The sequence below is a fragment of the Propionispira arboris genome (assembly GCF_900109225.1).
GTDB lineage: Bacteria > Bacillota > Negativicutes > Selenomonadales > Selenomonadaceae > Propionispira > Propionispira arboris.
Genome location: NZ_FNZK01000018.1, coordinates 75,159 through 92,375, shown reverse-complemented (window position 1 = coordinate 92,375; position 17,217 = coordinate 75,159). Strand labels below are relative to the sequence as shown.

The following is a 17,217-nucleotide window of genomic DNA, read 5'->3' as shown; positions in this document are numbered from 1 at the left end:
TCAAACATGACTAACGTCCACCGGACCAACCTGATTTACTTCAGTTTTACGATTTTCTATAACCTGAATAATTTCTTTATATTTTTTATCATCTAAATTATAAAAAGAAATATCCACAATTGCCACAACCAAAAAAACAATAGGGATAAGAGTCGTCGTAATCAAAATACCACTTAAAGCTTCTGGTGTTTGTACTTGATTCGCCACATAACCAAAGTGCGCCAGCATAAACCCGGGAATAATCCCACCAAGAGCCAAGCCAAATTTAAAGAAGAATCCAATAATCGCATAGATCATCCCGCTAAGTCTCTTGCCAGTTTTGTATTCTCCATATTCAATGGTTTCAGGAATCAACGCCCACATAAAGCCTCCAGCCACGATCATTCCGCACGCAGAAATAAACCGGGCAATAAAAATCATCGTAATATTATCTGCGGAAACAATGTATAACATTGCTGCCCCCACAATACCTAAAAAAAGTGATATTTCAAGCAGCCTTACCTTCCCCAACAGTTTGTTAAGTTTCGGAACTAACGGCAGCAAAAAGAATGCCGGCAGCGTTCCCAATAGACCATACCATTGAGCCAAATCCGGACGAGCACAATTATAAGTAATAAAATAAACACCGATTGAATTAGAAACTGCATTCATACCAAAGAGAATGATAAAAAACAAACTCAAAACCACTAAGGGTCTATTTACTTTAAATTGATGAAACAAATCCTTGAATTTTACATTTTTGTCATTTTGTGCGTCCAATCTAACGCGCTCTGTTGTCTTTGAATAACAATACAATAAGAGTAATGCTCCGACAACACTATATACGCCCATAGTCAGTTGCCAGCCGAACCTTGCATCCTCGCCCGTATAACTGCCAGAAATCATAGTTACAATAACTGGTACACCAAAAGCGACTAGCAGTCCGCCAAAATTAGCACACAACATTCGAATTGAAGTCATACTGACTACCGTTTTATTATTGCGTGTCATTGCCGCAGTTAATGCACCATAAGGAATATTGATCGTCGTGTAAATCAACGACAAACCAATATAGGTAGCATACGCATAAATTATTTTTAAACCATCACCGAAGTCTGGTGTGGTAAAACACAATATTCCAAGTATAGCAAAAGGAATGGCTCCATATAACAAATACGGACGGAATTTCCCTTGTTTAAAGGTATGTTTATCAACAAAAGTCCCCACGATTGGATCTACAACAGCATCCATGACACGGACGATAAGGAACATTGTCGCGGCCACTTCCGCACTCAGCCCGTAAACATTGGTATAAAAGAAAAGTAAATAGGTACAAACTGTAGTGTAAATTAAATTGCACGCCAGATCTCCCATAGAATAGCCAATTTTTTCCTGAAGTTTTAAATCGCCTTCCGTTATAGCTTGTGATTCCGTAATAATCATCCTCTTCCGCTTAAATTTAAAATTTAGGCAGCTAAAAAGAATAAGAACCCCTTAGCGATTCATCCTTTTCAGTTGAGCCGACAACCCTCATTCATCTTGCTTTTACTTCCTACACGATTTAGCACAAAATCATTTCAATCCATAGAAAATCTGCCCTGATGTGTCTCACAAATTCTCCAGAACTTTTATTTCATTTTTCAAAATATGTTTTTCTTTTTTGATTTCTAATCCATTAACCAGATAAGAAAAAACAATTTGCATTGCCTTTCTGCCTTGTGTATAAGGATGTTGGTAAATCGTCACATCAATCACCTGTTGTTTTAACATTTCCACCGTATTTGGTGCACTATCAAAAGAAACAATCTTTATATGCTGCTGCCTGGCCTGTGATAAAACCGCGCGACAGGCCCCATATACACCACCAGCTGTAATAAACAATGCATCCAACTGTGGATAGGCCTGCAATAAACGGTTTGTCACCTCAAACGCAAGGATATCGTCATCTTCAGATTCTACGATTTCCAAGATCTCGATCTGCGAATATTTCTTCTCCATAACTTTTTTAAAACCGGCAATTCTTTGGTTATGTCCAGCTACTTTGAATGACCCCGTTACAACACCAACCTTAGCTCGGCCGCCTGTCAATACGCCCATAATACCACAAGCCGTTTCGCCGCCATTTATATAATCACTCCCCACATAGCAGCTGCGCTTGCTGTTTTCAATATCAGTATTGACCGTTACAACAAATACGCCCCGCTCCACCAGCTGATCAATTTTATGTTGTATTTTAAGATCACTAATCGGATTCAAAATAAGAGCATTGACCTGTGAGCCAACTTCTTCCATAAGGCGGCATTGTTCCTCCACATCATATCCATGCATTGTTTGAATTAAAACTCGTACACCATATGCTGTATATTCCTTTTCTGCTTCGCGAATGCCGCGAATCACTTCATCAAAAAATGGATTCCCCTCAGAAATGAGTACAACCCCAACTACTATATTTTTCTTTTTTGCGGCCAAGGCCTTACCCGCCGGGTTTGGTTCATATCCCATCTGTTCAGCAATCTTTCGCACGAAACTTTCTGTTTCCGGCTTTACCTTTCCGCGATTATTTAAAACACGGTCAACTGTCCCCCGCGAAACATTGCATATTTCTGCTATTTTTTTAATCGTTATCGACATGTGTCACATTCCTTCTCATTGCCAAATTCTTTTTATTCAGAATAGCATGCAGACAATGACCCGTCAATAAAGACTCCGCCACCCTGAGTATTTGCACTCCCCTCAAAAGCTTCTCAATTATAAATTTGTCAGCAAACGATACTGATTTTGAAGCTGCTCATAAAGCTGTTGATAAAGCACATGGCCTTTAGAATAATAATCTTGATGCGCTGCGATTGGCTGACAAGATTCATCCTGTGCAATGAATTGATCGCAAGCCGTTGGTACATCCGTGAAAACCCCTGCTGCCACACCAGCCAGAATAGCCACACCAAGGACCGCCCCCTCCTGGGAAGCCGCAGTTTTTACCGAACAACCAAACATATCGGCAAGGATCTGGCGCCAAAGGCCTGATTTACTGCCGCCGCCACAAGCCATCATCTGCTCAACTTCTAAGCCCATTTCCTTTAAAATGGATTGACAATCTTTCAATGAATACGAAACACCTTCCATTACAGCCCGCAGCAAATCAGCCTGTTTATGAATTGCTGACAAGCCGAAGAATACGCCACGGCAATTTGGATCAAGATGAGGTGTCCGCTCTCCCATCAGATACGGCAAATACAGGAGCTTATTACTGCCCATTGGTACAGATTCAGCTTCTTTATTGATATAATCATAAAAGCTGACATTCGCAAGCTTTGCTTTTTCTTTGTAATTCGTGCAAAAATTGTCCAGATACCAGCTAAGTGACAGCCCTGCCGCCTGTGTAACCCCCATAACATGCCAACAATTTGGCACAGCGCAGCAAAAAGTATGGACACGCCCTTTTGGATCAATCGTAATTTTGGAACTATGTGCAAAAACCACACCACTTGTGCCAATTGTCGTAAAAGCCCGCCCATCTCTAACCGTGCCAGTTCCAACAGCCGCTGCTGCATTATCTCCGGCACCACCGGCAACAACCGTTGCTGTTGTAAGTCCCAGCAGCTTTGCGCTCTGCGCAGTCAAAGTCCCCGTAACTTCCGGTGATTCATAAACCTTACCCAGCAAAGCCCGATCAATTTCCAGTTTTTCCAAAATTTCATCTGACCAGCAACGATTCGGTATATCCAAAAGCTGCATACCACTAGCATCCGACACTTCTGTAGCATATTCACCAGTCAGGCAAAAACGCACGTAATCTTTCGGCAGCAGTATATGACGGCATTTCGCATAATTTTCCGGTTCATGATTGCGTACCCAAAGAATCTTTGATGCTGTGAAGCCAGTCAATGCTGGATTGGCCGTGATTTCCATCAAACGATTCGCACCAACCTTTTGCGTAATTTCCTCACACTCTTTTGCTGTTCGTTGATCACACCATATAATTGCTGGTCTTATAACCTGATTGGCTTCATCCAGCATAACTAATCCATGCATTTGCCCTGATAATCCAATCCCTTTGACATCTGCGGCTGGCACCTTGGACTTTGTCAAAACAGCTTGAATGGTATGTACCGTCGCCTGATGCCAATCTTCCGGGTGCTGCTCTGCCCAACCATTTTGCGGTTGATATAGCGGGTATTCTTCGGATGCCGAAGCAATTGCCTGGCAATTTTCATCAAACAGCACTGTCTTTGTCGCTGAAGTTCCTACATCAATTCCTAATAAATATCGCATTGTTTTCTCCCTGCTCTCTCCGTAATTCAACATATAGCGTTAACCTTTTACGCCTTTAAATTTTTTCCAGTCAATCCAATAAATGCGCCCACTGTTTCCAGCCCACTTTCTTTATGTGCAATCAGCCATTTATTAACTGCAAACAAAAGTTTATTTTCGCCCTTCTTTTCTAGTCTAACTTTTAATTCTTCATTGGTTCCCTTCGGCAATACGATGCCACAGCGGAACTTACCCCCAGCAGCACTACAAGGCGCATAATGCAATGTTGTCGCATAAAGCTCAACGGTTGTTCCCGCTGGCACAAAAAACATTTCCATTTTGCCTGTATCATAGGAATAGTCTTTAAGATCAACATCCGGCTGCCATCCCAGAATCAAAATCAAATCCGTAATAGCAATATCAACTTCTGAACTACGATGGTATTCAACTGCATTAAGCAAATGATTATCACCATTACAATAACCGAATTGAATCGGCATTCCACCATATATTTCTTCTTCCAAGACCTTAAACGCCGACAATTTTTCAAGACGTGACTCTGATGGTGTATAAACTACATCATCCGGCAGCGGTGTAGATGTTTCCATGACCGTAGAAATCTCCCGACAATCCAGTTCTAACACCCGGCCGTATTTTGTAAAAGCTTTATCAGTTACCTGTTTCATTGTATTTGCTCCCCTCAGCCTATGCGAATATACGCACAGCTTCTTTTTGTTGTATTGCCTAACTCTTTTGCTCAAGCTTTTTTATTTTGATTGTAAATATCAAACGCCACAGCTAGCAAGAGCACCATTCCTTTTATTCCTTGCTGCCAATCAATACCAATCCCCAGAATCGACATGCCGTTATTTAAAACTCCCATAACCAGCCCGCCGACCACAGCACCAATAATCGTACCTACCCCGCCAGTTGCCGAAGCCCCACCAATATAGCAAGCAGCAATGGCATCGAGTTCAAACGAAGTTCCAGCCGAAGGCGCGGCACAGTTCAAACGAGCTGAAAAAACAAGTCCGGCAACCGCTGCCATCAGGCCCATATTAACAAAAACAATAAAACGAACCCATTTCGTCTTAATTCCTGATAACTGCGTAGCCCGTTCATTACCACCCAAAGCATAAATATGCCTACCAATAACAGTTTTGTGGCAAATAAAGGAATACATAAAAATCAAACCTGCCAGCAAAATTAAAATAATAGGTAACCCTTTAAACTGTGTCAGCCAATAAGTGGAAAAGAGGCTGACAAAAACGATCAAGCCAAATTTTGTAAAAAGCCAACTTTTCCCGCTAACCGGGATACCATATTGAATTTTTTGCTGATGATCGTTCCATTCTGCATAAACACCACAGACAGCAAGAATGAGTCCAATAATCATCGTGCTATAAGGAATTGCGCCAACTAGCGGTATATCCTGCAAAAAGCGCTGTGCCACAAATTGGTAAGATTCTGGAAATGGTGCCAATGTATTCCCATTGAGTATTACCATTGTCATTCCACGAAACAGCAGCATCCCCGCCAGCGTTACAATAAACGCTGGTACTTTAACAAAAGCCACCCAGAATCCCTGCCAGGCTCCGATCAGAAGCCCTGCTACCAAACAAGTGATAATGGTTAGTCCGACCGGCATATCCATCGACACAATCATCGTACCTGCAATAGCTCCGATAACTGCGACAACTGACCCTACTGAAAGATCAATATCCCCCGTCAAAATACAAGGCAGCATGCCGATGGCCAGAATCAAAATATAGCTGTTTTGCATAATCAATTTAGAAATATTCATCGGTACCAGCAGCACACCATCCGTCTGCCATTGGAAAAAAATTGCAATCACAATCAGGGCAACAAACATGGCATATTTATTTATAATAATACTGAATATATTTTCCCTGGATAATTGTTTTATTGGTTCACCCGCTGGTTCTGCTTTACAACTCTCATCCACAGGAATCGCCTTGCCCTTCAAAAAATTATTCATCTTACATTATCCTCCTTTTCAAACGCTCAGACTACTTGCTTATTTTTATTGCACCGCATAATGCACTGCATGACGCTTTCCTGTGAGGCCTCTGCCTGAGACAGTTCTCCGACAAAGCAGCCTTCATTCATCACATAGATACGATCACTGATCCCCAAAACTTCTGGCAGTTCCGACGAAATCACAATCACTGATTTTCCCAGACGAGCCAGTTCGTTAATGACACAATATATTTCATATTTGGCCCCAACATCAATACCGCGAGTCGGCTCGTCAAGAATCAGCACATCCGGATCGGCATAAATCCAACGGGCCAGCATAACTTTTTGCTGATTCCCACCCGAAAGATTTTTCGTGAACTGATGGATGCCCTGTGCTTTGATGTGCAAACGTTCCAAATATGATTCAGCAACTTTTATTTCCTTTTGTGCATTCACAACGCCGCGCAGTGACAATTTTTTTAAACTAGGTAAGGTTGTATTCACCCTGATGTCATCGATCAAAATAAGCCCCTGTCCTTTACGGTCTTCAGTTACATAAGCAATACCATTTTTTATAGCATCGGAAACAGTTGTTATTTTGACTGTTTTCCCATCTTTAATAATTTCACCCGATATATGTGCTCCATAAGCCCTGCCAAATATGCTCATTGCCAATTCCGTCCGCCCCGCTCCCATCAATCCGGCGATGCCGACGACTTCACCTCGGCGTACATTTAAATTCACATTATTAACAATTACTTTATTGGCAATATCAGGAGAATATACGTTCCAGTTTTTTATTTCCAGACAAACATCACCAATTTTGCAATCCGTTCGCTGCGGATAACGATTGGTGATTTCTCGACCTACCATGCCTTTAATAATTCTATCTTCACTAAATTCATCTGTATTCTTATTTAATGTTTCAATTGTTTTGCCATCACGTATGATTGTAATCTCATCAGCAACCTTGGTTATTTCATTCAACTTATGTGAAATCATAATTGCTGTCATGCCCCATTTTTCTCGCAGCATCAACAGCAGCTCCAATAATTTTTCACTTTCTTCATCGTTCAATGCTGCCGTCGGCTCATCCAAAATCAGTAATTTCACATCTTTCGAAAGTGCCTTGGCTATTTCAACTAACTGTTGCTTACCAACACCGATTTTATTAACCGGCGTATCTGGTAAATCGTGCAGGCCTACCGTTTCCATAAGTTTCATCGCTTCAAAACGGCACTTACCCCAGTTAACAACTCCCTTACTTTGGCATTCATTACCCAAAAATATATTTTCCATAATCGACAAATACGGTATCAGTGCCAATTCTTGATGAATAATAACAATACCCTTGTCCTCACTATTCCGAATGGTTTTAAATTTACATTCTTCGCCATGATATCGAATCATCCCCTTGTATGTTCCATACGGATAAACACCACTCAGCACATTCATCAGCGTAGATTTTCCCGCCCCGTTTTCACCAACTAAGGCATGAATACTCTTTTCCTTCACCTGAATATTGACCTGATCCAGAGCACGTACACCACCCGCAAACTCTTTGACAATATCCTGCATTTCCAATAAAATGTTCGGCATGCTTTCACCTTCCATTCTGCACTTTAATTGAAACAGATATGCAATAATATAAAATCACTGCATATCTGTCACATTATAACGTATTTCTATAAATCACTTTCTTTATAATAACCGGATTCAATTAATAATTTTTTGTAGTTTGACATATCGACAAACTGCGGTTGAAGCAAATAAGACGGAACTACTTTTTTACCATTGTTATATGTTTTCGTATCATTTACTTCTGGTTCTTTCCCATTGACAATAGCTTCTACCATTTTTACTACCTGATCCGCCAAAGCCCGCGTATCTTTAAATACCGACATAGATTGTTCCCCTGCCAAAATAGCTTTCACATTGGAAATATTGGCATCCTGTCCGGTTATAACCGGCATTGCTTTACCAGCTCCATAACCTGCCGATTTTAAAGCTGACTGTACCCCTAAAGAAACCGAATCATTCGAACATAAAACAGCATCAATTTTATCCGAAGTATAATGGGATGTGATTATATTATCCATACGTTCCTGTGCTTTTGCTTCATCCCAATTTGGTGTTGCGCATTGTTCACGTGTTTTCTGACCGGATTTTACAACCAATTTTCCCTGATCGATATACGGTTGTAAAATATCCATGGCACCCTTAAAGAAAAATACGACATTGTTGTCATCCAACGGTCCCGTAGCTATTTCAAAATTATAAGGCCCTTTGCCTTCTTTAAGTCCCAGCTTCGTTTCTATATATTCTCCTTGAATTTTGCCAACCCCATAATTATCAAATGTTGCATAATAGCTGACAGCATCCGTATTCATAATCAGACGATCATAAGCAATAACTTGGACACCAGCACTTTTGGCTTCATCAAGTACTGAAGATAATGCACCACCATCAATAGCGCCAACAATAATAACCTTTGCACCTTTGGTGATCATATTTTCAATTTGCGATACCTGCATTTCTACTTTGTTTTCCGCAAACTGTAAATCCACATCGTAGCCTTTTTCTTTCAGTTTCGCTTCCATATTAGATCCATCCTGATTCCAGCGCTGTAAAGATTTTGTCGGCATCGAAACTCCGACTTTAATCTGCTTATCAGATCCTCCGGAACTACTGCTCGTATCTTTTTGACCACCACAACCAGTCATCACAACCGCTACCATTGCCGCTAAACAAAACACCAGTATTTTTTTAATACTCATTACGCTCTGCTCCTTCTTATAGTGCTCAAGCACATTTTTATCTAGTAAATACCAAGAACAGTCTGCCTCATATCGTCTGCTAACACATTTCTACCGTTTTTTCGCCTCCTTGTAAGCTTCCAGCCACAAAAGGATATCCAAAACAAATTACTTTAAATCAGGAAAATATTAGCAGTTCTTTCCAAAGCAAAATCTGCACTCGGCAAAATACTTTCGATAACGGGGTCATTTTTACTATGTAATATAATAAGTCGAAAAGTTCAATTCTCTCCATAGTGTGCGCAAGCACATTTACAAGAATTAATATAGCACCATTTCTTGAAACCGTCAATATATTATTTGAAAATTTGTAATATTTGTTTTAGTTTGATTTATGTCCTTTTAATGAATAAGCAGGAACTCAATAGCCATTTTTCACGCCACGCAGACTGTTTAAATACGAAATCCAAGTTCTTTTATTTAAATTTCATATTATTTAAAAATTCTAAACAATGTGAAAAAATGGTTGACACGTCTTTTACCAAGTGCTATATTTTAATAAAATCATCAAAGTGCTCAAGCACATAAAGCAATATCAGAAATTAACAAAACAAAAGGAGCGTTTCATTATGACAATGACTAATATTCCACAGGTAAAATGCGGTATTATTTCTGTAAGCCGTGACTGTTTCATTATCTCCTTATCAGAAAACAGAAGAAAGGCTATCTCAACCGTCTATAATAAAAAATACGGATCGATCTACGAAGCAAAAACCACTGTAGAAAATGAAACTGACATGCTCACAGCCTTAGATGAAGTTAAAGCCGCTGACTGTAATGCTTTAGTCGTATTTCTCGGTAACTTCGGCCCAGAAACACCAGAAACTTTAATCGCCAAAAATTTCGATGGACCCGTGATGTATATAGCTGCTGCTGAAGAATCCGGCAAAAACCTAATCAATGGCCGCGGCGATGCGTATTGCGGTGTTTTGAACTGTTCTTATAATCTTGGTCTACGCAAGATCAAAGCTTTCATTCCAGAATATCCAGTTGGTACAGCCGAAGAATTAGCCGTAATGATCGCTGAATTTCAACCAATAGCCCGCACGATTATCGGACTTTCCAGCCTTAAAATTATTTCCTTCGGACCCCGTCCACAGGATTTCTTTGCCTGCAATGCCCCTATCAAACCGCTCTATGATCTCGGCATTGAAATAGAAGAAAACTCCGAACTTGACTTACTCGTCTCTTATCGAGCCCATAAAGATGACCCGCGCATTTCATCCGTTATAAAAGAAATGTCTAATGAACTTGGACCAGATGGCAACCCTTACCCGGAACTCTTACCACGCATGGCACAATATGAACTGACTTTACTCGACTGGGCCGACAAACATAAAGGCGCCAGCAAATACATAGCATTTGCCAATAAGTGCTGGCCGGCTTTCCCGACCGAATTTGGCTTTGAACCATGTTATGTGAACAGTCGCCTTGTTTCTCGCGGCATTCCAGTAGCCTGTGAAGTCGATATCTATGGTGCTCTCAGCGAATATATCGGAACCTGCGTAAGTGGTGATGCGGTAACGCTGCTCGACATCAACAACTCAGTACCACAAGATTTATTCGCTCAAAACATTCAAAACAAATATAAATACGATTTAAAAGACACCTTCATGGGCTTCCATTGTGGGAACACCCCATTATGTAAATTATCCAAAGGTGCTGTAAAATATCAATTGATACAAAACCGCCTGCTCGAAGATGGCGGCACACCAGATATCACCCGTGGTACATTAGAAGGCGACATCTCTGCCGGAGACATCACGTTCTTCCGCCTCCAAAGCACTGCCGGTGCAGAGCTTCGTTCCTACATTGCCCAAGGTGAAGTACTCCCGGTAGCGACACAATCCTTCGGCGGTATCGGCATCTTTGCTATTCCGGAAATGGGTCGTTTCTATCGTCATGTCCTTATTGCAAAACAATATCCACATCACGGTGCGGTAGCCTTCGGTCATTACGGCAAAGTACTATTCTCAATCTTCCAATACCTCGGTATCAAAGATATTGCCTTCAATCAACCAAAAAGCATGCTTTATCCGACAGAAAATCCATTTGCCTGAGCAGACAACTAAATCATGTTATATAAAAAAGCACCCTTTCGGGTGCTTTTTTAGGTTTCACATCAATATGGAAGAGTGTCTCTTTATATAGTCAATTCATACATTTTTTTAAAATTTCATTGTTACGCCTAAACCAAAACCATTGTTTTCAAAATCAAATTTATTTCCATTAACTCTCAAATCATTATCTTTTGTATAACGGTAGTATACATTTAAATCGGCACTCTGCGACAATGGATGGCTAAGACCGGCTTCCAAAGTAACCAAATCAGATCCAGCAGCCAAAGTTCCCCATGCACTAACAGCACTGCTCAACGGCACAGTGGATGTAATACCAACCTGTACTTTATTTTTTGCATCGATATCGACAGAACCAATGCTGCCATCAATTCTATGCAGACCAACAAAAGCATCGGTAGTTGGTGTCAGTTTATAAAGCACATTAAATTCTTGTGTATTTATATCTGACTTAATATTACCTCTTTCGATATTACCTGACCCTAATGCATGATACTTATATTGAATTGCATATTTATCAGAAAGACCTGTTGTAATACCCGCATCAAGTTTCGTGTTCGTATCAAAATCATCACCATTAATAGCTGTTTTAGAATTGAAAACTCCTAAATCCACCGCTGTTTTTCCTTGTTGAATATCAGTTTGAGGTGCCGCAAAAGCCGTTACGGTCATAAGAGCTAAACCCATTGTCAATAAACATATTTTTTTCATGATTAATCCTCCTCGTATGATTGCCTATTTATAAAGACTTTTTCATATTAATTATTTTAGTATTCTATATAAATTCTTTAATTCCTGCTATTATTTTACATTTAAAATTTTCTTGATTTTTTTGTATATGCTCCTGCACCCTTGTCTGCCTGAAAGGAAAAAATCAAACCCAAAAATGCACAGCCATGAAAAATTTTTCATTTTCATGGCTGTGCATTTCTTCTTATTATTTTTTAGCGGCTAAACTCTGCCTAAAATCCTGCATCATAATGTCATAGGCAATATTCAAATCTTCATCCAAATTAAACAGCCCCGATGAGCCTACGATAAAGCACTCGGTTCCGGCATCTGCCAGTTCTAAAAAAGTATGCTTATTACAGGCACCATCAACTGCCAGTATATAAGAATAAGTATTTCGGACTTTCCACAAGGCAGCTTCATTGATGGATTTTATTGTCTCAGCAATAAAGTTTTGTCCGGCAAACCCTGGATCCACCGTCATAAACGTAAGCAGATCCAGATAATTCAGATACGGTTTGACCGCCTCCAGACTCGTTTCAGGGTTAAGGACAACCCCGCATTTACAATCGGCCTGTTTTATTTTATTAAATAAGCGAAATGCCTGACCACTAATAGTTTCGGAGTGCAAAGAAATAAAATCGGCACCGGCTTTTATCAAAGGATCGATATACTGCTCAGGATTCGTGACCATTAAATGGCAATCAATCGGTAAATTCGTGATTTGGCGCAATCCTTTGACAAAATCCACCGATAAAGATAAGTTTTTGACAAAATGTCCATCCATGATATCCACATGGTACAAATCGCAACGTTCATTCAAGATAGACACCTGTTCTTGAACTCGCATAAGATCCATACACATCAAAGACGGGGCAAATTTAATTTTCATTGCACAGTCTTCCCTTCCATAAGTTCATTGCCGTCGAGTTTTGCATTATAGATTGCTTTGCAAATCGAAATTTCTTTATGGTAAATCTGATCAAATAAATGTTTCAGATCAGACAAGGAACTCTGATGCGTAATTAAATCATCCACTTCCATCTGGCCCACATCGAGCATATGAACCGTATATTCCCACTCATTTAACGGCATGCTCATATAATACGAATTCCAAATCCCCAAAAGCTGCAATTCTTTTCTTAAAATGCTGCTGTGATTTTTTAACTCAAGTATCGTATCTTTCTGTGGATTTCCCAAAAGAACAATTCTGCCAAAGGTGCGGCTCAATTCAATCGCCGTATTCAAACCTCCCGTCGTACCAGTTCCTTCAATTACTACATCGACACCACGTCCGTTCGTTAGGCTCGAAATATTCCGGGCAAGCTTTTCATCTTTGACATTAAGAACCTGCAAGCCTCGCTGCTTTCCAAAAGAGATCTTCTCGTCCGATATTTCCAGTAAAATAATCTTTCTCGCACCAAAAATCTTTGCCCAGCGAGCCGCCATAATACCAATCGGGCCTGCTCCCACGATAACAACCGACTCACCAGCAGTAAGTTTTGCTTTACGGATCGCATGCTGTGCAACCGTTAAAGGTTCTGTCAAAGCGAACGTTTCCGGTTTCACCTGCGGATTTTGTGAAAACACGAGATTCCATTTGCTTGGAACTAAACAATACTGCGCAAATCCACCATCATTTCTTGAACCTAAATACTGATAGGCTATACATTCAGCATAATGTCCGGTCTTGCAATTTTCACATTTCATACAGGGAATAAGTGGAAAAGCAACCGCTGTTTTCCCTAGTAAACCCTCGTTTTTACGATCCCCCACTTCACTGACAATTCCTGAAAATTCATGACCAAGCGTCACGGGATAAACCTTCGTTCCTAGTTGATACACTCTTGGAATATCTGAGCCGCAGATACCACAAGCACTGATTTTTAGTAAGATTTCATCCCCCTTTGGTATCGGTTTCACCTTATCATCCAAGGTGAATTCATTGATTTTATGCAAACGCATCGCTTTCATGCAACGTTCCCCCTATTTTAACTTTTGCCCTGCTATATTGTGACAGCTGCTTACAACAGCCTGCCGATTTCAATACAATTTTCTGATGGAATAATTTGTATCTTAATATCGATCCCCTGTGCCAGAAACCCCTTCATGACACTGCGTTCAACCTCCGAAGCGGCAATATTCTTATACAGTGTCTTTCTGCCGGGCGCCATTCCCATACCGCCCAAATTGATTTCACCAAGAGCAATGCCCCCATCCATCAAGCGTTTATACGTGTCCGGAACTTTTGCCAAAAGGATTGTCGGTGTATCTATGCCATTCTTCAAGGCTTCAATCGCCTGATCACAAGAATACACATCCACTTTAACCCCTGTCGGTGCGGCAAGTTCGATGACTTCAATCATAAAAGCATCCGCTGCCACCTTATCATCAATAACCAGAATCCGTTTTGCCGGACGCGTTTTCATCCAAGCGGTCATTACCTGTCCGTGAATCAACCGATCATCAATTCTCGCCAATACTATGTTTTCCATGAAATCACTCCTCTTTATTTTTTCGGCAAAGTACTTTGATACCATCCCTGGCTCCTGCACTCACCTGCTCAACCAGATCACAAATCTCTGAACTTTCATCTCGTTCCAAAGTCAGCGAAAGCACCATGGGTAAATTCATCCCTGTAATGATTTGAATATCTGCTGTCCTGCTCAAAAAGCCCACCGTATTATAAGGTGTTCCCCCGAGCACATCCACGAGAACGATCACCCCTGCTCCCGTATCCAGTTCAAGCAAAGCCGCTCTCACCCGTTCCTTATAGGCTTCCGGATTTTCACCTTTTTCCAAAGGAACCGCCCGCATCTGCATTGCCGTTCCGGCAATCATTGCCGAACTTTCCATGAGCTGTTTACATAGCTCTCCATGGCTTGTCAACAATACACCAACCATTTCATTCACCTCATCTTAACTTTAAAATTCATTTCGCCGCTACAACTTTTATTGTGCTAACGGTGCTAAAATCCCCAATAAGGATGCGACAATCCCAACAACAAATAAAATCGCAATAATAGCTGTTGGACTCATACGATTGGAGATCAATTTCCACACACCTAAGGTTGCCGCTAATGGAAGCATGCTTGGCAGTAACGAATCTAAAACCTTCTGCAAATTGATGCCCACTTCACCAACACTAAACTCAATTGGTGTAACAATACCAATCCGAGTTGCCGCCAAAGACCCGATAACCATAAGCCCGACTACACTAAAAATTTCCGTAATACGATTCAACGTACCCGCCTTCAAAAAACTCAAAACAGCGGTCTTCCCTTTCTTATACCCAAGCATATACATACTATAACCCGTGCTAAGCATGATGACTTTATAACCGACTTCAAAAAAAATCGGCCCGAAAATATTACCTGCCAGTGCCAAACTACAACTGATCCCTGCCAGAATCGGATACACAATCCCCTGTGAAACCGTATCGCCAATCCCCGCCATCGGCCCCATCAAGCCAGTCCGTACTGAATTAATGTCCTCATCTGTGATTTCCACACCATTTGCCGCCTGTTCTTCCATCGATGCCGCAATCCCATGAATGACCGTCCCAATGTAAGATGGTTCTGTATTGAAAAAGACCATATACTTCTGAATTGCTTTCGCTCGTTCTGCTTTCGTTTTATAAAGCTTTTTAATAATCGGAATCATTGCATTGGCTGTACCCAAAGCCTGTAATCTTTCAAAATTGTAACAAGTTTCACTCGAATAACCGAGCAGCCAGTGCTTAATCAAATCTCGTTTTGTCAGCTTCACTTTAGGCTGTACATTCATGTTTTCTATTTGCGAATCTGCCATTATTCAGCCACCCCCGTTTTCTTATCCGTCGTAAAGAAATAAATAAGAACACCAATAATCGCGGCAAAAATCGTAATTGCCATTGTATCCAAATGAAGATAAACCGTCAGAAAATAACCCGCAAAGAAAAATCCAACAATCTTCTTTTTACTCAGATAACTCAGCAGCATCGCAATCCCAAGTGCCGGCATTAAAGCTCCGACTACAGAAAACGCTGTAATAATAGACGTTGGAATCGCCGCCAAAGCCCTGGTTGTCACATCACCGCCATAATAAACTAAAATAAAGGCCGGAATACCATTTAAGATAAAACTCAAAATCCCCGATGGTACATAATTCATAAACCGAAGTTTTGTTAAGTCTCCTTCAAGAGCATATTTATCGGCTTTGTGAATCCAAATACTATTGATGGTCATATAAGCTTGAAACGATAAAATCCCCAACAAACTAAACGGTACCGCAAACGTTGGGGCAAGACTTGGATCGGCCCCCGAAACAAGCGTCAAAGCTGTCCCGAAAACACCTGCAACCATAAGATTCCCTGGCATCGTCCCACCTGCCGTAATCCATCCCAAATACGTAAGCTGAATATAAGCCGCCGCCTTCATACCTTCAACCGGCTGCCCCATCGCTAGTGCCACAAGAAAACCTGCCCACAAAGGATATAACCAAGTCCTCGTTATAACATGGCTTACCCACCAAGTACTCATGGTAGCAATAATTGCTACCAAAATTGCTGATAACATAAATAAAATCCCTCCAATTGATTAAATTTACCTGCAAAAATCGTTTCTCAACGCTCCTCCTTCCTTTGATTTTTTATGAAGAGTCACCGTTTGCACATCACCTCCTCAAATTTCAGTACAACCAGTAAGCACTCATTTAATTTGACAGAATTTTCCGATTTTATTTTTCATTTCATCCCACAAAGCCATGTGGTATTATCCATCCTTCTTCTTGGAATATTTGCGGACTTTTACCTGCAAGGCAATATCAAAACCTAAAGCCCGCGCCAGTTTTTGTAAAGTTTCAATCGTCGGCATCACTTTTTTATTTTCAATATTGGATATATGCTTTTGACTAACACCGCTTTTCAAAGCCAATTCTCCCATGGTAAGACTTTGTGCCATACGTTCACTTTTTATATAAAGTACCAATTCCCGTATCATTTTTTCACCCCAATGTTTTGGTTTTCTCATGCCAGTTGCCTCAGCACGTAAAATGGATCTTTTAATTTACAAAAATCTGAATTTCCTGAATATTATTGTTATACTTAAGTAAAATACGAAGATAAAATGGCTGCATCCCCTCCTTAAGCCACCTCATTTTTTGGGAATTGAAAGGTATCCTTTAACAACGTAGAAATTTTTACATGCAGGGCACGAGCAAGTTTCTGTGCCTCGATAATATTCGGGAAATATTTATCATTTTCCCAATCGCTGATTGTAGTTTGTGGAAATCCTGTTTTCTGAAAAAGCTTGGTTTGCGAAAACTTTTTTGCCTGCCGAATTCCTCGTAAATTTTGTCCAAAGGTCATTTTCATTCCCCCCTCAAATGTCATTATAACGATATGG

General features: G+C 40.7%; 17 protein-coding genes. 1 reads left to right on the top strand and 16 read right to left on the bottom strand.

The features are described 5' to 3' along the window. The 7 genes from BMY14_RS15995 to chvE form a co-directional block, all read right to left on the bottom strand. Complete coding sequence (locus BMY14_RS15995; RefSeq protein WP_091833993.1) at positions 1–1,422, bottom strand: glycoside-pentoside-hexuronide (GPH):cation symporter; 1,422 nt, start codon at positions 1,420–1,422, stop codon at positions 1–3. 165 nt (positions 1,423–1,587) lie between these two features. Next, positions 1,588–2,610 carry a LacI family DNA-binding transcriptional regulator gene (locus BMY14_RS15990; RefSeq protein WP_091833990.1) on the bottom strand — a complete coding sequence of 341 codons (1,023 nt, stop codon included), beginning with the start codon at positions 2,608–2,610 and terminating at the stop codon, positions 1,588–1,590. Positions 2,611–2,727: 117 nt separating this feature from the next. Next, positions 2,728–4,251, bottom strand: coding sequence for a xylulokinase (gene xylB, locus BMY14_RS15985; RefSeq protein ID WP_091833987.1), 1,524 nt, complete (start codon positions 4,249–4,251; stop codon positions 2,728–2,730). Between the two features lie 47 nt (positions 4,252–4,298). Next, positions 4,299–4,916: a DUF4867 family protein gene (locus tag BMY14_RS15980; protein WP_091833984.1), complete on the bottom strand. Its 618-nt coding sequence runs from the start codon at positions 4,914–4,916 to the stop codon at positions 4,299–4,301. 71 nt (positions 4,917–4,987) lie between these two features. After that, positions 4,988–6,229: a multiple monosaccharide ABC transporter permease gene (gene mmsB / locus BMY14_RS15975; protein ID WP_245741451.1), complete on the bottom strand. Its 1,242-nt coding sequence runs from the start codon at positions 6,227–6,229 to the stop codon at positions 4,988–4,990. Positions 6,230–6,255: 26 nt separating this feature from the next. After that, positions 6,256–7,809 (bottom strand): multiple monosaccharide ABC transporter ATP-binding protein, encoded by a 1,554-nt coding sequence (mmsA, locus tag BMY14_RS15970; protein WP_091833981.1) that lies wholly within the window; start codon positions 7,807–7,809, stop codon positions 6,256–6,258. 86 nt (positions 7,810–7,895) lie between these two features. Beyond that, on the bottom strand, positions 7,896–8,987 hold the full coding sequence (gene chvE, locus BMY14_RS15965; protein ID WP_019553603.1) for a multiple monosaccharide ABC transporter substrate-binding protein: 1,092 nt from the start codon (positions 8,985–8,987) through the stop codon (positions 7,896–7,898). Between the two features lie 608 nt (positions 8,988–9,595). On the opposite strand from chvE, the gene BMY14_RS15960 reads away from it, so the two are divergent. Beyond that, positions 9,596–11,086 carry an L-fucose/L-arabinose isomerase family protein gene (locus tag BMY14_RS15960; protein WP_091833978.1) on the top strand — a complete coding sequence of 497 codons (1,491 nt, stop codon included), beginning with the start codon at positions 9,596–9,598 and terminating at the stop codon, positions 11,084–11,086. 108 nt (positions 11,087–11,194) lie between these two features. Here the strand turns inward: BMY14_RS15960 and BMY14_RS15955 are convergent, their stop codons facing one another. From BMY14_RS15955 to BMY14_RS15915, 9 genes are all read right to left on the bottom strand, one after another. Further along, the gene (locus tag BMY14_RS15955) at positions 11,195–11,815 is read right to left on the bottom strand and encodes an outer membrane beta-barrel protein (RefSeq protein WP_091833975.1); all 621 of its coding nucleotides are present in this window, start codon (positions 11,813–11,815) and stop codon (positions 11,195–11,197) included. A gap of 226 nt (positions 11,816–12,041) precedes the next feature. After that, on the bottom strand, positions 12,042–12,725 hold the full coding sequence (gene alsE, locus BMY14_RS15950; protein WP_091833971.1) for a D-allulose 6-phosphate 3-epimerase: 684 nt from the start codon (positions 12,723–12,725) through the stop codon (positions 12,042–12,044). After that, complete coding sequence (locus tag BMY14_RS15945) at positions 12,722–13,807, bottom strand: galactitol-1-phosphate 5-dehydrogenase (protein WP_091833968.1); 1,086 nt, start codon at positions 13,805–13,807, stop codon at positions 12,722–12,724. Before BMY14_RS15945 ends, alsE begins: the two co-directional genes overlap by 4 nt. Before the next feature lie 50 nt (positions 13,808–13,857). Beyond that, positions 13,858–14,328 carry a PTS sugar transporter subunit IIB gene (locus tag BMY14_RS15940; RefSeq protein ID WP_091833965.1) on the bottom strand — a complete coding sequence of 157 codons (471 nt, stop codon included), beginning with the start codon at positions 14,326–14,328 and terminating at the stop codon, positions 13,858–13,860. A 4-nt stretch (positions 14,329–14,332) separates the two neighbouring features. Next, a complete protein-coding gene (locus BMY14_RS15935; protein WP_091833962.1) occupies positions 14,333–14,737 on the bottom strand; it encodes a PTS sugar transporter subunit IIA in 405 nt (134 codons plus the stop codon). A 48-nt stretch (positions 14,738–14,785) separates the two neighbouring features. Beyond that, positions 14,786–15,643: a PTS system mannose/fructose/sorbose family transporter subunit IID gene (locus tag BMY14_RS15930; protein WP_177177625.1), complete on the bottom strand. Its 858-nt coding sequence runs from the start codon at positions 15,641–15,643 to the stop codon at positions 14,786–14,788. Then, on the bottom strand, positions 15,643–16,389 hold the full coding sequence (locus tag BMY14_RS15925; protein ID WP_091833959.1) for a PTS mannose/fructose/sorbose/N-acetylgalactosamine transporter subunit IIC: 747 nt from the start codon (positions 16,387–16,389) through the stop codon (positions 15,643–15,645). Before BMY14_RS15925 ends, BMY14_RS15930 begins: the two co-directional genes overlap by 1 nt. Before the next feature lie 195 nt (positions 16,390–16,584). Then, the gene (locus BMY14_RS15920) at positions 16,585–16,842 is read right to left on the bottom strand and encodes a helix-turn-helix domain-containing protein (protein WP_245741450.1); all 258 of its coding nucleotides are present in this window, start codon (positions 16,840–16,842) and stop codon (positions 16,585–16,587) included. 113 nt (positions 16,843–16,955) lie between these two features. Next, positions 16,956–17,180, bottom strand: a complete 225-nt coding sequence (locus tag BMY14_RS15915) for a helix-turn-helix domain-containing protein (RefSeq protein WP_091833956.1) — start codon at positions 17,178–17,180, stop codon at positions 16,956–16,958. Positions 17,181–17,217: the final 37 nt, after the last annotated feature.

What these genes read in the sequence shown, in the direction of transcription:
- BMY14_RS15995 (WP_091833993.1), bottom strand. Translation starts at nt 1,422, where the DNA reads ATGATTATTACGGAATCACAAGCTATAACGGAAGGCGATTTAAAACTT.
- BMY14_RS15990 (WP_091833990.1), bottom strand. Translation starts at nt 2,610, where the DNA reads ATGTCGATAACGATTAAAAAAATAGCAGAAATATGCAATGTTTCGCGG.
- xylB (WP_091833987.1), bottom strand. Translation starts at nt 4,251, where the DNA reads ATGCGATATTTATTAGGAATTGATGTAGGAACTTCAGCGACAAAGACA.
- BMY14_RS15980 (WP_091833984.1), bottom strand. Translation starts at nt 4,916, where the DNA reads ATGAAACAGGTAACTGATAAAGCTTTTACAAAATACGGCCGGGTGTTA.
- mmsB (WP_245741451.1), bottom strand. Translation starts at nt 6,229, where the DNA reads ATGAATAATTTTTTGAAGGGCAAGGCGATTCCTGTGGATGAGAGTTGT.
- mmsA (WP_091833981.1), bottom strand. Translation starts at nt 7,809, where the DNA reads ATGCCGAACATTTTATTGGAAATGCAGGATATTGTCAAAGAGTTTGCG.
- chvE (WP_019553603.1), bottom strand. Translation starts at nt 8,987, where the DNA reads ATGAGTATTAAAAAAATACTGGTGTTTTGTTTAGCGGCAATGGTAGCG.
- BMY14_RS15960 (WP_091833978.1), top strand. Translation starts at nt 9,596, where the DNA reads ATGACAATGACTAATATTCCACAGGTAAAATGCGGTATTATTTCTGTA.
- BMY14_RS15955 (WP_091833975.1), bottom strand. Translation starts at nt 11,815, where the DNA reads ATGAAAAAAATATGTTTATTGACAATGGGTTTAGCTCTTATGACCGTA.
- alsE (WP_091833971.1), bottom strand. Translation starts at nt 12,725, where the DNA reads ATGAAAATTAAATTTGCCCCGTCTTTGATGTGTATGGATCTTATGCGA.
- BMY14_RS15945 (WP_091833968.1), bottom strand. Translation starts at nt 13,807, where the DNA reads ATGAAAGCGATGCGTTTGCATAAAATCAATGAATTCACCTTGGATGAT.
- BMY14_RS15940 (WP_091833965.1), bottom strand. Translation starts at nt 14,328, where the DNA reads ATGGAAAACATAGTATTGGCGAGAATTGATGATCGGTTGATTCACGGA.
- BMY14_RS15935 (WP_091833962.1), bottom strand. Translation starts at nt 14,737, where the DNA reads ATGGTTGGTGTATTGTTGACAAGCCATGGAGAGCTATGTAAACAGCTC.
- BMY14_RS15930 (WP_177177625.1), bottom strand. Translation starts at nt 15,643, where the DNA reads ATGGCAGATTCGCAAATAGAAAACATGAATGTACAGCCTAAAGTGAAG.
- BMY14_RS15925 (WP_091833959.1), bottom strand. Translation starts at nt 16,389, where the DNA reads ATGTTATCAGCAATTTTGGTAGCAATTATTGCTACCATGAGTACTTGG.
- BMY14_RS15920 (WP_245741450.1), bottom strand. Translation starts at nt 16,842, where the DNA reads ATGAGAAAACCAAAACATTGGGGTGAAAAAATGATACGGGAATTGGTA.
- BMY14_RS15915 (WP_091833956.1), bottom strand. Translation starts at nt 17,180, where the DNA reads ATGACCTTTGGACAAAATTTACGAGGAATTCGGCAGGCAAAAAAGTTT.